The 14,813-nt window shown below is 35.2% G+C and carries 11 protein-coding genes; 9 read left to right on the top strand and 2 right to left on the bottom strand.

From position 1 onward, the window contains the following. Window positions 1-166 precede the first annotated feature (166 nt). From DEX24_RS05820 to DEX24_RS05790, 7 genes are all read left to right on the top strand, one after another. Window positions 167-1,231, top strand: coding sequence for a hypothetical protein (locus tag DEX24_RS05820; protein ID WP_109305467.1), 1,065 nt, complete (start codon window positions 167-169; stop codon window positions 1,229-1,231). After that, entirely contained in the window at window positions 1,224-2,075 is an 852-nt protein-coding gene (locus tag DEX24_RS05815; RefSeq protein WP_109305466.1) for a diguanylate cyclase domain-containing protein, read from the top strand. Before DEX24_RS05820 ends, DEX24_RS05815 begins: the two co-directional genes overlap by 8 nt. Then, window positions 2,065-3,762, top strand: coding sequence for a DUF2334 domain-containing protein (locus tag DEX24_RS05810; RefSeq protein WP_109305465.1), 1,698 nt, complete (start codon window positions 2,065-2,067; stop codon window positions 3,760-3,762). Before DEX24_RS05815 ends, DEX24_RS05810 begins: the two co-directional genes overlap by 11 nt. Next, the gene (locus tag DEX24_RS05805) at window positions 3,755-5,032 is read left to right on the top strand and encodes a glycosyltransferase family 2 protein (protein ID WP_109305464.1); all 1,278 of its coding nucleotides are present in this window, start codon (window positions 3,755-3,757) and stop codon (window positions 5,030-5,032) included. The genes DEX24_RS05810 and DEX24_RS05805 overlap by 8 nt, the downstream gene beginning before the upstream one ends. Beyond that, the gene (locus DEX24_RS05800) at window positions 5,025-7,040 is read left to right on the top strand and encodes a cellulose biosynthesis cyclic di-GMP-binding regulatory protein BcsB (RefSeq protein ID WP_109305463.1); all 2,016 of its coding nucleotides are present in this window, start codon (window positions 5,025-5,027) and stop codon (window positions 7,038-7,040) included. The genes DEX24_RS05805 and DEX24_RS05800 overlap by 8 nt, the downstream gene beginning before the upstream one ends. 111 nt (window positions 7,041-7,151) lie before the next feature. Next, complete coding sequence (locus DEX24_RS05795; protein ID WP_109305462.1) at window positions 7,152-8,084, top strand: L-lactate dehydrogenase; 933 nt, start codon at window positions 7,152-7,154, stop codon at window positions 8,082-8,084. Window positions 8,085-8,108: 24 nt separating this feature from the next. Next, complete coding sequence (locus DEX24_RS05790; RefSeq protein WP_109305461.1) at window positions 8,109-9,683, top strand: L-lactate permease; 1,575 nt, start codon at window positions 8,109-8,111, stop codon at window positions 9,681-9,683. Window positions 9,684-9,776: 93 nt separating this feature from the next. On the opposite strand, the gene DEX24_RS05785 is transcribed toward DEX24_RS05790, so the two are convergent. Further along, on the bottom strand, window positions 9,777-10,967 hold the full coding sequence (locus tag DEX24_RS05785; protein ID WP_109305460.1) for an aminotransferase-like domain-containing protein: 1,191 nt from the start codon (window positions 10,965-10,967) through the stop codon (window positions 9,777-9,779). Window positions 10,968-11,223: 256 nt separating this feature from the next. Here DEX24_RS05785 and DEX24_RS05780 point away from each other — a divergent pair, with 256 nt between their 5' ends. After that, window positions 11,224-12,039: a metallophosphoesterase gene (locus DEX24_RS05780; RefSeq protein ID WP_109305459.1), complete on the top strand. Its 816-nt coding sequence runs from the start codon at window positions 11,224-11,226 to the stop codon at window positions 12,037-12,039. A gap of 64 nt (window positions 12,040-12,103) precedes the next feature. On the opposite strand, the gene DEX24_RS05775 is transcribed toward DEX24_RS05780, so the two are convergent. After that, the gene (locus DEX24_RS05775) at window positions 12,104-12,919 is read right to left on the bottom strand and encodes an endo alpha-1,4 polygalactosaminidase (RefSeq protein WP_109305458.1); all 816 of its coding nucleotides are present in this window, start codon (window positions 12,917-12,919) and stop codon (window positions 12,104-12,106) included. Window positions 12,920-13,082: 163 nt separating this feature from the next. Here DEX24_RS05775 and DEX24_RS05770 point away from each other — a divergent pair, with 163 nt between their 5' ends. Continuing rightward, window positions 13,083-14,798, top strand: coding sequence for an ABC transporter ATP-binding protein (locus DEX24_RS05770; protein ID WP_109305457.1), 1,716 nt, complete (start codon window positions 13,083-13,085; stop codon window positions 14,796-14,798). The last annotated feature ends 15 nt before the right edge of the window (window positions 14,799-14,813 follow it).

Here is a 14,813-nt window from a genome sequence, read left to right as displayed (position 1 = left end):
AGTTATGATGAAAAAATTAATTAAGATTTAAAGAATAAGGTTTCTGTTTGATAGTATACTAGTTTTGTTAAAATGTTTATTTCTTAAAAATATGGAAATAAAATATAATAAGTGTTTTAATTATAGAAGATATGCTTAGTCATAGAGGTCCAAGGGGGTGTTTGAAATGAAGTTTATTACGGTTTTCATGAGTATCTTTTTACTAGTAGGGTGTGTAGCGAAACCACAAGAAGAAATCCACTATAATTTACCTAAAACAGCAAATAAAACAGCTCTTTTTATAAATGAGTATTTGGTAGCTGATAATGGATTGATTAAAACAAATTTAAGTGATCGGGAAAATGATTACTTATCTGAATCGATGGGCTTATGGTTATGTTATTTAGAATCATCAAATCAGCAGAAAAATTTTAAACTGGCTGTGGATGCACTGACAGCTCATATGTTATTGAAAAATAATTTAGTGTCATGGCAGGTGAAAGGTGAAGAACAGGAAAAAACAAATGCCTTTATAGATGATGCACGAATAGTCGGAGCATTAGTTGCAGCCAATAAGCGTTGGGGCGATAACTATTATATGGACATAGCCCAAAAAATAATGGCTGCAAATATTAAATATACGATGAATGGCGATTTTTTTGTTGATTTTGCATCAAAAGAACGTAGCAAAAAAGCTACAACAATTATGATTAGTTATTTGATGCCACAAGAATTGACGGATTTTATGGAGGCTGGTCAACTAACTTCTGCAAAATTGGCTGCGAATTTAGCTGTTCTAAAAAAAACACCAACTGATTCAACGGGTTATTTTGCGAAAAACTATGATGTTACCAATGATAACTATCATTTTAGTAAAAATGTTCATATGGTGGATCAATTGTTGACCGCTATTAATATAGAACAAGTAAAAGGCAATACGACTGCTTTTGACAAAAATATTCGCTTATTAATAAAGCGTGATGGTAAACTATATGGTCAGTATAAGCGTGCCAATAATCAGGCAACGGTAGCGTATGAATCACCTGCTGTATATGGCTATGCATTACAGTATTTTCATATGAAAAAAGAGGAGGAAATGGTAGGTAAAATACATCGGAAATTACGTAGCTTACAGCAGCTCCAGAAAAAAGACAAATATTATGGTGGTTTTATCGATACTACAACGAAGGCGACTCATGCTTTTGATAATTTACTGCCATTATTGACAGAAGGGAGTTACATCGATGAATAAACAAATAAGAAAGATTATTACATTAATAATCATTTTGCTGATTGTCATGCAAATACCACTCTTCTTATTGTATCAGCGTGATAGCCAAGAATTACTACTAGCTATTTTTTTGATTGCTTTAGTCATTATAACGCTTAGTTATGGAAGCGTTGTGGGATTATATAGTAGTTTACTTTATCTTTTTATTATTGGTTCGACAATTTTTTATATTCAACTGACAAATAATCTAAATGCCTTCATACCAATGAGTTTGAAAATGTCTGAATTCTTTATGTATGGTATCAGCATTATTGTTGTTGTTTTGATTGCCGGTAGAGTAAATGAGTTATTTAGAGAAAATGCGAAAGAAAGAACAGAACTAAACGAAAAAATCAGTAAGTATGTAGCAATTGATGTTAACAGTGGATTTGACAATCGCTATCGCTTAGAAAAGGATATTATGGCGGAAATAAAAAGAGCAAATCGTTCAAATACGACATTTGTTTTTGTGTTACTAGAAATACAATATTTTAAAAGTTTTCAACAATTATATGGTGACAAAGAGACAATCTATTTAATTCAAGAATTAGCCGTTAATATTAATAAAATCATGCGCTTTACGGATAAAAAATATCGCTTTGATGATGATCAATTTGCACTGATTCTACCAGATACTTCAAATGAATATATTCATGTTATTTATGATAAGTTAGCTGAAAATTTAAAAGTGCATCAGTTATTAAATGGTAAATTAGTGACATTAACATTTAGAGCAGGACATTATATTTATCAGCCAAACAGTGAAGTAACCTTCGATGAAATGATCGGAATTACGAAAAATGAGACGATGATTAATGAAATATAAAGTGCAGGTTTTATTTGCCATAGTCCTACTCTTAATAGGTTGTGTTATTTTAGCGCAAAAGGCTGAAGCCGCAAAAGATAACCACTTTGTCATTACCTATTCAATGGCTGATCAAAAGGATGAAGCAATAATACGTAAGGTTCAAGCTATGTTTTCAGGTTATGGTAAAACGACACAAATAAGCTTAGATGAGCTTACAGAAGAACAAATGAAAGAAGCGAGTCATGTTATTTATATTGGTTTTACAAAGGATCTATTAGCTAAAAATAAATTAGCTTTATTAGAAGACAGCCATTTACCCTTATTACTAATGGGGCAAAATGTCCAACAGTTTTCAGCGTTTAAAACAATAGAACTAACAGGTAGTGGGAAAATATCTTCTGTAAATCATCATAGTTTAGATAAACAAGTTAATTTATTGAAGATAAAAAAACATGCGGGTGACGTAAAAAGTACGGGTCTACAATTTGATAAAGAATGGCCACTTATTATTCAAGGGAAAAATGCTGTTTATTGTGCCTTAGCAGACATTAATGAAGAAGTACAACAGTATATCCAACCAATCTTGTTTGACCTTTTACATGTTAAAACAACAAATGAAAAACAAGCATTTGCCGTTATTGGTAATATTAATCCACAAACACCAAAAGCAAATTTAAAAAAGAAAGTCCATATTTTACGACAGCATAATATCCCATTCTTACTTGCACTCACACCAGCAAGTGTAAATAGTGGTAATAAAACAGTAGTGCAATTTGAAGATAAAAAACCATTAAAAGACGAACTTTTGAAATTACAAAAAGAGGGAGTAGCATTCATTGCAAGTGGTTATTCAGGGGAATATGAGAGCGGGATTTCACAACAATCAATGGAGTTTTGGAACGCGAAGACAAATTCACCTATCACATCATTAGAGCCTTATAAGGCGCAAAAAATGAAAACACAACTGGCTTTTCCAAGTGAAAAAACATTTGATGCATATCGTGTGGAAATCGGGGCTATCGAAAGAGAATATACACAGCAACGTATTGAATCATCGGTCAATAGCTTAACGAATAACGGATTATACCCAATCGCTTTTTCTATTCATAATGGAGCAGGTAGTAGCTATGTCTATCAAGAAATAGCACAGCATTTTTCCACTTATTTTGGAGAAGTATCTTTTAGTGATGAAAATGACCAAAATCGTATGGTGCAAAGTACCATCACACGACCAAAATTCATGGGTGGCATAACGGTTTATCCTTATAATTTACAAGTTATTAATCGCGTAGATTATCATGCTGCGATGATGAAGACGATGCTTGATCAGCTAGTAACGATCGACCAATCGGTTGCAGGGCTGTTTATTGATGTGTCGGATGACTATAAAGATTTGGAAACCAGTTTATCGATTATACGGCAATATCCTCAATTTACATGGTTAGATGGGCGCAATATTACAGCGAGTGTTCATACTAAACATATAACGATTAAACAAAATAAACGAGGTGAGCAGCAGTTAGATTTACAAAATAAATACATCTATAAAGTGAAACAAGAATTACAAAATAAACCATTTGAATTTGTTTTATGGTGCTTATTCATTCTTGTATTATTATTTGTAATTATCTTTTTTATCAATGTACTACGTTTGAGATTCACGTTGAAAAAACGTTTGTTTGAGGAGAGAAAACCACATGGCTAATATTTTATTTTATACATCACTCATCCTCATTTGGTTGATGCTTCTCTATCATATGTTTTTAATGCAAGGCGGTTATCGTCATTTTAAATCATATGAAAAAGTAATTCCTGAGTGGGAGAAAAAAATGATTGATCTACCGACTGTAAGCATCTTTATACCTGCGCATAATGAAGAAGTAGTAATTGAACAAACACTTGTAGCGATGTCACGATTATATTATCCAAAAGATAAGTTAGATATTATCGTTATTGCAGATAACTGCTCAGATAGAACGGTAGAACTTGCATCAAAATTCACCGAAAAATATCCCTTTATTCGGGTTCTTGAAACGAAACCGCCTAATAAAGGGAAGGGAAAATCGTCTGCGCTAAATGAAGCGTTAGCCAATTCGACTAGCGAAGTAATCTGTGTCTATGATGCCGATAATACACCGGAGAAAAAAGCGGTATGGTACTTAGTAATGGGCTTGATTAATGATCCGAAAGCGGCTGCAATGGTCGGTAAATTTCGTGTCATTAATGCAGCTCAAACATGGTTGACACGTTTTATTAATATCGAAACAATTTGTTTCCAATGGATGGCGCAAGGGGGACGTTGGAGATGGTTTGGTGTGGCGACAATTCCAGGTACCAATTTTGCGATTAGAAGAGCGATTATTGAACAACTAGGCGGCTGGGATGTGAAAGCATTAGCCGAAGATACAGAATTGACGATTCGTGTCTATAATATGGGGCACCATATTCGTTTTTTCCCAAAGGCTATTACATGGGAGCAGGAACCGGAAACACTTAGTGTGTGGTGGAAACAACGTACGCGATGGGCAAGAGGTAATCAATATGTTGTCTTGAAGTTCTTAAGGCACTTTACGACATTAAAGCGTAAACGAATTATCTTCGATTTATTTTACTTTTTCTTTACTTATTTTTTATTTTTCTTTGGTGTCATCGTGTCGAATATCCTATTCATCGTCAATCTCTTTTATAATCTGCATTTGTCGATAGGCAATGTGGCAATCGCCTTATGGATATTGGCATTTTTATTGTTTTTAGGCGAAGTGATGATCACATTAAGTATTGAAAAAAATGAAATGAATCGAAAAAATTTTTTCTACGTTATATTCATGTACTTTACTTACTCTCAAATGTGGATTGTGTTAGTCGTCTATTCACTTTATCAAGAAACAAAACGTATGATTTTTAAAGAAGAAGTAAAATGGTATAAAACAGAAAGATTCAGTCAAAAAGACAAGGGGGACCATAAAGATGACTAAGAAAACCACATATCTGCTATTCGTTATGTTACTGTTGGTAACTTCTCTGGTAGTTATGAGTAGGGATGCACAGGCTGCCGAAAAGCTTTCAATTACAGAACAAAGTGTTAATTTACAGGGACCGGATAGTGTATTTAATTATAATTATTATTTACCTGAGCAAGCATCGGATCAAGGCAATGAATTGACATTGAATATTGCGCATTCAGCCTTACTTATAAAACCATCATCGTTAACGATTCGCGTGGATGGTGACAATAAAAAAACGGTGGCTTTAAAAGGTGACGAAAAGCAATCAACTCTTACAATTCCCTTAAGTGGTAAAGCGTTGAAAAAAGGTACACATATGATTACGATTGCATACTATGGCATTATAAAAGAAGGAGTTTGTGTTGAAAATAACACATCGGGTAACTGGTTGAGAATAAATCCCGCATCCTATTTACGAATAAATGGTAATGCCACTTCTTCCACTGTTACATTGGCAGATTATCCAACAAAATTTACTGCTTTTGAAGCGAAAACTTCGGTAGTTATACCAGAGAAAGCATCTACAAGTACAACAAATGCGGCGTTAAAAGTTTTGAGTTATTTGAAAAAACAAACGACAAAACCACAAAATATGATAATTACCACCGATCGTCGTATAAAATCTGGCAGTGATCACCTTATATTTATTGGGCAAACTGCAGCATTCAAATCTGCAGATGCCAAAAAACTTTTAATGCAGGCACAAGCACCTAAAAAGGCAGATGCTTTAAATTTGAGCATATCGCAGCAAATTTCTCCAAAAAACAAACGCATTATTATGTCGGTAACAGCACAAGAAGATCAGATTTTACAAAAGAAAATTTCCGTTTTAACAGATCCACGAATTGTGAAGCAACTTGCGAACAAAACAATGTCCGTGTCATCGTTGCCGGAAAAAGAGAACAATGATTCTGGTACGGTAACATTTAAAGAAATGTCGATTGAAGATTTTGAATTAAGTAATGCGCTAACAAAATCACCACATCACTTTTACTATTTACCTCAGAATTATGATCATAGTCAAGATGTATCGATCACCTTATTATTAAAAAAATCAGTGATTTTAAAAGCGGATAAGGCTGAATTAATCGTCATGGTTAATGATATCCCACATAGCGTGTCACTAAAAAATATGGATAAAGAAGATGGGTTTTTTAAAGTGAGATTAACGCTTGAGAAATCAGCATTAAAAAATCAAAATCTTGTTGATTTACAATTTGTTTTAAATGGTTCAAAAACAAATAATCCATGTACAACAAATGACGAAAATAAATGGTTGTTTTTTTCTGAAAATAGTACGATTAACTTTGCTATATCCGATAAACAACAGCCAACAGAGGTTAGTTTAACAGCATTTCCATCTATATTTTCCAATGCAGATAAATCGACTGCTGTTGTAGTCAGTCAGCTAGATGACAAAACAATTGCAGATTTAACGATCCTATATAGCGCAGCTACAATGGGTACAGAAGCGCCTCATTTTGAATTGTATGATGCGTCCACAATTAATCCTGATGAATTGAAAAATCGTCATAGCATTATCATCGGAGATGTTGCAGCATTAACGGCAGATCTTCAGAAAAATGATCAAATGACTTATGTTGACAAAAAAATAGATTTAGCAAAAGAAGGCTTTTTAGCTGAATCTGTCGCGCGCTATGCGACAGTGCAACAAAGTCCATGGGATCACACGTATTTGACGATGACGCTAAATAAGAATGAAGAGAATGAAGCAAATGTCTCAAAGAAATTATTAACGACGCTGCAGAACATGCAAGCACCAGCAACAATCATTGTACAAAGTAAGGATCAACAATTATTTACAAATAGTGATCGCTATCAAGCCGAAAAAGCAAATAGCGACACTAAAAAAACAGTCACGTCATCTCTATCAACTAACACAATCGTATACTTCATTGTGTTACTTATAATTGTCGTAGCTGTACTCATTTTTGTGTTACGTAAAAGAAAAAAGTAGCATAGTAGATTAAAAACCACTTCAAGTCATTAAACAGACTGAGGTGGTTTTTATGTCTCTAAAATCGGGAATGTATGACAAACGATAGGAAAAATAAGAGGAGGCAATAAAATGGGCTTAACACTCGGCAATAAAGTAGTTTTAATCGGAACAGGTTCAGTTGGTTCAAGTTATGCGTTTGCTTTAATGAATCAGGGTTTATGCGATCATTTAGTACTGGTTGATTTAGATGCGGAAAAAGCGGAAGGTGATGCGCTAGATTTGGAGCATGGTATTGTCTATGCACCTTCTAATCTACAGGTGAAACAGGGTACGTATAGTGATTGTCATGATGCGGCAATTGTTGTTATTTGTGCTGGTGCAGCTCAAAAGCCTGGTGAAACACGCTTAGATTTAGTAAATAAAAACGTTGCTATTTTTGAAAAAATTGTTGGAGAAATAATGAAATCTGGCTTCGATGGTATTATTATTGTTGCAGCAAACCCTGTTGATATTTTGGCGTATGCAACATTAAAATTCTCAGGTTTGCATAAAAGTCGTGTTATTAGTTCGGGGACAATTTTGGATTCTGCTCGTTTGCGTACGGTATTGGGGAACGAATTTAATACATCACCGACGAGTGTTCATGCTTATATTATTGGCGAGCATGGCGATTCACAGTTACCTTATTGGAGTGCGGCAACTTTATATGGCCAACAAATTGGACCGATGTTAACGCCACAACGACGAGATGAAATCGCAGTTGAAGTTCGTGACGTGGCTTATAAGATTATTGAATCAAAAGGTGCAACATTTTATGGCATTGCTATGGGGCTAGCTCGAATTACAAAGGCAATCTTAAAAAATGAACATGTTGTGCTACCAGTTGGTGCGATGCAATCAGGTGAAAATGGTCATAGCGATGTTTTTACAGGTGTTCCCTGTTTAATCAATCGTCAAGGTATCGAAAAAGTGTTTGCTTTAGAGCTCGATGATGATGAGCGTCAAAAATTTGATGCATCCGTGAATACTTTACAAAGTATTCAACAATCAATATGGTCATAAATTTGATGGAAGCAGGTGTAATTTATGCTCGTCGACAGCTATAATCCTTTTGATAATATAAGTATTTCAGCGCTAGTATCTGCTATTCCTATTCTTTTGTTTTTACTCTGTCTTACACTATTGAAGATGAAAGGAATCACAACAGCGCTATTAAATTTGGTCGTCACATTTCTACTTGTTGTTGTGTTCTATAAATTACCGATCGGGGATGGTACAGGGAGTGTAATTCAAGGGGTCATTCAAGGCTTGGTTCCAATTGGTTACATTATCGTTATGGCTGTTTGGTTATATAAAATATCCGTCAATTCAGGGAAATTCGATATTTTGAGAAGTTCAATTGCGGGTATATCACATGACCAACGCATTCAATTATTGCTTATTGGTTTTTGTTTTAATGCCTTTTTAGAAGGAGCAGCCGGATTTGGTGTACCTATTGCGATTTGTGCTGTTTTACTTATGTCATTAGGCTTTGGACCGCTGCAAGCAGCGATGTTATGTTTAATTGCTAATGGCGCATCTGGCGCATTTGGTGCCATCGGTATTCCTGTAGGTATTATTGACACATTCAATTTAGAAGGTGGCATTAGCGCTATGGATGTATCAAGAATGACTGCACTGACTTTACCGATTATCAATTTAACAATTCCATTTTTATTAGTGATGCTAATTGACGGTATAAAGGGTGTGAAAGAAACATTGCCTGCTATTATTGTTACAGGTGTAACCTATGCGGGTTCTCAAGTACTGCTTACTTTATTCGTTGGACCGGAATTGGCAGATATTATCCCACCAATTCTAGCAATGGGCGCTTTAGCTTTACTTTGTAGAAAATGGGCACCAAAAAACGTCTTCTTCTTGCAAGGTCATGATTTAAAATATGAAAAAAATACAACGAAGGATATTGTGTTAGCGTGGTCTCCATTTTACTTGTTAACATTTTTCATCTTAATTTGGAGTTTACCTTCGTTTAAAGCAATGTTTGCAGAGGGGGGAGTACTTGCGTCGACAGTGATGAAGTTTGTCATACCAGGCTCACAAATACCAGTGTCCCTCGACATCATTAGTGCTACAGGTAGCGCGATACTTGTTGCCGTAATTGTGACGATTTTAACGACACATGCCATCAATTTTAAAACAAGTGGTCGATTATTAAAAGATACTGTGAAAGAATTTTGGATACCGATTATTATGATTTGTGCAATTATTGGTATTGCAAAATTAATGACATACGGTGGTATGACAATGGCTCTAGGTGAAGCGGCTGCAAAAACGGGTTCTGCTTTTCCTTTCCTATCACCAATACTTGGTTGGGTTGGTGTATTTATGACAGGTTCAGTTGTTAATAATAATACACTCTTTGCACCTATTCAAGCTTCGGCAGGTAATATGATGGCAACGAACTCAACGCTTTTAGTTGCCGCGAATACAGTCGGTGGAGTTATGGCAAAACTTGTATCGCCTCAGTCTATTGCTATCGCTACCGCGGCAGTTGGTAAAAGAGGTCAGGAATCACAATTGATGAAAATGACGCTTAAATACAGTCTTGGTTTACTGCTCTTTGTTTGTATTTGGACGGTTATACTATCCTTTATTGTGTGATCCAACAAACCGCGCCATACCGCGTCATAGTTGGATGGCGTCAACCGATAGCAAAAAAGCTTGGAAATCATATGATTTCCAAGCTTTTTTGTCTTAAACAGTTTCAGCGACTTCCACTTCATATAAAATTTTTGCAAGACGCTGGATTCCTTCACGAATGACCTCAGGAGTAGCGTTCGTATAATTTAGACGTAGTGTATTAACATTTGTTTTGGAAGCATAGAAAGGATCACCAGGTACGAATGCCACATCAACAGCCATTGCTTTATGGAAAAACTCTAATGCGGACATGCCATTATTTAATGTTGCCCATATAAACATGCCACCTTGTGGACGAGTAAATGTCACATTTTCAGGGAAGAATTCTTCTAAAGCAGCAAGCATAACATTCGCCTGTGATTGATAAAGATCAATAATTTTTTTCACATGTGAAGTATAGTCATTGTGCGTTAAGTATTCGTATATTGTATATTGAGAGAAAATATTGGAATGTAAATCAGCTGCTTGTTTAGCTGTTTCCATATGTGACATAAACTCTTTGTTTTTACAAATAACAAAGCCAACGCGCATACCAGGTGTAACGGTTTTAGAAAACGAACCGAGAATGATGCTCTTATCCGTTTTACCTGCAGCAATATAGGGCAAATGGTCGCCTTCAAAACGTAATTCTCCGTATGGATCATCCTCAATGATGAAAATATCCTCGTTTTTAATAAGATCGTAAATTTCTTGGCGGCGTTCCATTGTATAAGTAAGCCCTGTCGGATTTTGGAAATTTGGCACTGTATAAATGAACTTGGCGTTGGGCTTTACTAACGCCTGTTGTAATTCTTCGATATTAAGACCATCTTCTTCTAATGTCACGGGATAGAAAGTAGGTTCGCTCATTGTAAATGCTTGAATCGCACCAAGATAGCCTGGCTCCTCCATGATAATACCATCACCTTTATTAATGAATACTTGTGAAATTAGGGAAAGAGCTTGTTGTGAACCAGTTGTCAATAAAATGTCATCAGCTGTTAAGCCAAGGTTATTGAGACGATTATATTTATCTGCAATATATTGACGTAAGGGTAAGTATCCTGTAGTAGACGCATATTGAAAAATTTTTGCGCCGTTGCTAGAAATTGCGCGCTCAACAGCTTCTTGTAGTTGATTTACTGGGAATGATACGGGGTTTGGTAAACCGCCAGCAAAAGAAATAACATTCGGTGAATCAGTAACTTTTAAAATATTTCGGATGAATGAAGATGGTGTTTTAAGTACTCTATCGGAATATTGCATAGTTTATCGTCCCTTTTATCTGATTTTTTAAAAAATTATAGCATTTAATATCATGTCGTACAATAGGAATTAAAGGTAAAGTAGTAATAACGGTATTCAACTAGCGATAATCTATTCAATAGAAGGAATACTCTACATGAATTATCTGATAATTCCGTCTAAAATACAAATTTTAATTGTTATATGCTTTAACTTGAACTCGTTTTAATGTTGATGTATCCTCAAAAGTATGTTGAAAAGAAGGACTGAATTACAGATGAAAAAATTGCTGACAATTGGACTAATTATTAGCGCATTTTGTAGTTTTCTCTATTTAAATAATAGTTGGCTACAAGTGTCAAAATACAATGTTTCCTCGAAAAAACTACCGAAATCTTTTGATGGATTGAAAGTTGTTCAAATCTCTGATCTCCACGATGCAAAATTCGGTAAAAATCATGAAAAACTGATTCATCAAGTTGCGGAGGCTAAGCCAGATCTTATTGTGATTACTGGCGATTTAATCGACAGCAATAACTATAAACTACAACGTAGTTTAGCCGCTGTCAAAGGCTTTGTCAAAATAGCACCAACTTATTATATTGATGGTAATCATGAAATCGCAATTAATAAAGTAGCTGAGATTCAATCTGCAGTTGAAAAAATAGGTGTAACCGTCTTGAATAATGAAGCAGTGCCACTTCAAAAGGGGCATGAAATGATTACAATCGTTGGTATAAGCGATCCACTTTCCGGCGAGAAAACAGAAGATATGCTCGCTCATGCCCTCCATCAAACCACGCCGCAATCATTTAAATTATTATTGGCACATCGGTCAGAATTTTCGCGTGTCTATGCGCAGTATGGCATCGATTTAGCCTTTACGGGTCACGCGCATGGAGGTCAGGTTAGAATACCTGGTGTTGGTGGTGTTATTGACCATCAGCTCAATTTATTTCCGAAACATTTAGAGGGTGTGGAGCATACTGGTGGGCTAACACAAGTGATTAGTCGGGGATTGGGCAATAGCCTATTTCCACTACGTATTTTCAATCGACCTGAAATTGTTGTGACGACACTGCATACGAAGTGAAAAAGTTGTCCATTTTAAATGGGCAACTTTTTCTATATAATTGAGATTGTGCATTCGGTTAACACTACCATTTATTGTAATAAGATCCTTCTTTATTGTAATAATTGGAAAACCCATTTTCTTTTGCAAGCTTGGCACTTTTAGCTGCATCACTAAATGAAATCGTCAATACATGTAAATTGTTTTTTCGTTGTAACGTGTTTAATAGCTTCATTTTATTCTTAGCCCATGCATCATTACCAACTGTTTTATATGAAAAATCTTCCCATAAAAAATAATCAATATAGGACTGTGTATATTTTTCGAGTGCTGTAAATCCCCAGTTTTGTGCAATCGTTAATTGTGGATATTTAGTCTTTATATCTTTGATAAAAGACTGTAGTGCTTGCAGTTCTTTTTTTTGTTCTTTTTTAGGTAAGTAATCTTCAATATTACCAACCGTATCTAAAAATACGCCATCTAGCCCACGATCGACGATTAAATGCTCAATTTCTTTCATGAGTAACGAGCGGTAATGTTTGCTACTCATGCGCATTTGATAAGAGTCCCATTGTTTAAAATAAAGACGTTTACCATTTTTATCGTGATAAAAATCACTTTTTTTGAATTGTTGAAAAAGTTTCTGATTCCATTGATCGCCTTCGGTTGAATTAATATAACCAAATACCTGTGTATTGTTTTTTTGTGCAATTCGAATATATTTTTTTTGCATCTCAATAGGTTCAACGATGACGATATCTAGTGCAGCCATTTTTTTAGCAATAGCTGGACTACCGGCATCCAAATAATAGTTGAATTTTGGTGGAGAGGCTTCTTTTGCACAAGCACTCAATGGTGAACTGAATAGAAGTAATGCAATTAATAGGGTATATTTTTTCAATATAATACCTCTTTTCTTGTGTTAAGTATACAGGAAAAAGAATGCATATTGTGATCAAAAGTGTTTTACGGTTTCCGAAGTATTTGAAAGGAAATATGCTATACTAAAATGACTAATTGAGAATACATTATCAATTGAATAGCCAACAGAAAGGGATAAACAGATGTATAAAAAATTTTTTAGTTACTATAAACCGTATAAGAGATTATTCGTCATCGATTTTGCGAGTGCCATTATTGTGGCCTTACTAGAACTAGTATTTCCTGTAGCAGTGCAGCGCTTTATTGATACATTGTTGCCGACAAATAACTGGTCGATGATTACGAAGGTAGCGATTTTATTATTAATTATTTATTTAGTAAGTACTGTATTAAGTTTTGTTGTGAACTACTGGGGACATAAGTTAGGGACAAAAATAGAAACAGATATGCGTGAGGAATTATTCCTACATACTCAAAGACAATCCTTCAAGTTTTTTGATAATACAAAAACGGGTCATTTGATGGGCAGAATTACGACTGATTTATTTGACATTGGTGAATTTGCTCATCATGGACCAGAAGATTTATTTATTGCCATTATGACATTTATCGGAGCATTTATGATTATGTTCACGATTAATCCAATGTTGGCTCTAATCATCTTATTATTCGTACCACTAATGATTTTAGTTATTACTATTGCCAATAAACGTATGCATAAAACATGGGGTAAATTGTATGCTAAGGTGGGGGATATAAATGGTCGTGTAGAAGATGCCATTTCTGGCATGCGTGTTGTCAAATCGTTCACCAATGAAGAACACGAAGCACAGCGTTTTAGAGAGCAGAATCGTAGTTTTTTACGTGAAAAATTAATCGGTTATAAAACGATGTCTTCAACAAACGCTGCAATTTATATTATGACGCGTCTTTTAACATTAATCGTACTAATTGTCGGAACGTGGATGACATTTCATGAACGTATGACAGCAGGAGAACTAATTTCTTTCATCCTTTTTACAAGCGTGTTAATTAAACCAATTGACAAGATTTCTGCTTTATTAGAGCTTTATCCAAAAGGAATGGCGGGCTTCAAACGTTTTAGAGAGCTAATAGAACGTGATCCAGACATAGTTGATGCACCGGACGCCGTTGACGTGCCACTATTAAAAGGTGATGTTGATTTCGAACATGTTACGTTTAAATATGATACGGGTAAAACTATATTAAATGATTTAACTTTCAGCATTCGTTCTGGTGAAATGACAGCTTTTGTTGGTCCATCTGGTGCTGGAAAAACGACAATTTGTTCATTGATTCCACGCTTTTATGAAGTGGATGAAGGTGCCATTAAAATTGATGGAATTGACATTCGTCAGATGACTCAAAGTTCACTACGTAAGCAAATCGGTATTGTCCAACAAGATGTCTTTTTGTTTACAGGTACAATAAAAGAAAATATTGCCTATGGTAAATTGCACGCAACAGATGAGGAAATCTATGATGCGGCAAAACGTGCCAATTTAGAAGAATTTATAGTTGATTTATCGGATGGCTATGAAACCCAAATAGGAGAACGGGGTATGAAGCTATCAGGTGGACAAAAACAACGCCTCGCAATTGCGCGCATGTTCTTGAAAAATCCACCGATCCTCATCTTAGATGAAGCGACGTCGGCGTTGGATACACATACAGAATTGATTATACAAGAAGCATTGTATGAACTAGCAAAAGATCGTACAACACTTGTCATTGCCCATCGTTTAGGCACGATTAAAAATGCGGATCGTATCGTTGTTGTGACAAAAGACGGTATTTCAGAAGATGGTAAATACGATGAACTTGTATCAGCAAATGGACGTTTTACTCAGTTGCATAACAGTCAGTTTAGAGTATGATTCACTACTAGGAGG

The sequence above is a fragment of the Kurthia sibirica genome (assembly GCF_003143975.1).
Classification (GTDB): Bacteria; Bacillota; Bacilli; order Bacillales_A; family Planococcaceae; genus Kurthia; species Kurthia sibirica.
The sequence above is the reverse complement of the archived record's forward strand: the minus strand, read 5'-3'. Positions and strand labels throughout refer to the sequence as shown.

Bases quoted from the DNA above. Each gene is read 5' to 3' on its own strand.
- DEX24_RS05785 (WP_109305460.1), bottom strand. From the start codon at position 10,967: ATGCAATATTCCGATAGAGTACTTAAAACACCATCTTCATTCATCCGA.
- DEX24_RS05815 (WP_109305466.1), top strand. From the start codon at position 1,224: ATGAATAAACAAATAAGAAAGATTATTACATTAATAATCATTTTGCTG.
- DEX24_RS05790 (WP_109305461.1), top strand. From the start codon at position 8,109: ATGCTCGTCGACAGCTATAATCCTTTTGATAATATAAGTATTTCAGCG.
- DEX24_RS05800 (WP_109305463.1), top strand. From the start codon at position 5,025: ATGACTAAGAAAACCACATATCTGCTATTCGTTATGTTACTGTTGGTA.
- DEX24_RS05810 (WP_109305465.1), top strand. From the start codon at position 2,065: ATGAAATATAAAGTGCAGGTTTTATTTGCCATAGTCCTACTCTTAATA.
- DEX24_RS05795 (WP_109305462.1), top strand. From the start codon at position 7,152: ATGGGCTTAACACTCGGCAATAAAGTAGTTTTAATCGGAACAGGTTCA.
- DEX24_RS05770 (WP_109305457.1), top strand. From the start codon at position 13,083: ATGTATAAAAAATTTTTTAGTTACTATAAACCGTATAAGAGATTATTC.
- DEX24_RS05820 (WP_109305467.1), top strand. From the start codon at position 167: ATGAAGTTTATTACGGTTTTCATGAGTATCTTTTTACTAGTAGGGTGT.
- DEX24_RS05780 (WP_109305459.1), top strand. From the start codon at position 11,224: ATGAAAAAATTGCTGACAATTGGACTAATTATTAGCGCATTTTGTAGT.
- DEX24_RS05805 (WP_109305464.1), top strand. From the start codon at position 3,755: ATGGCTAATATTTTATTTTATACATCACTCATCCTCATTTGGTTGATG.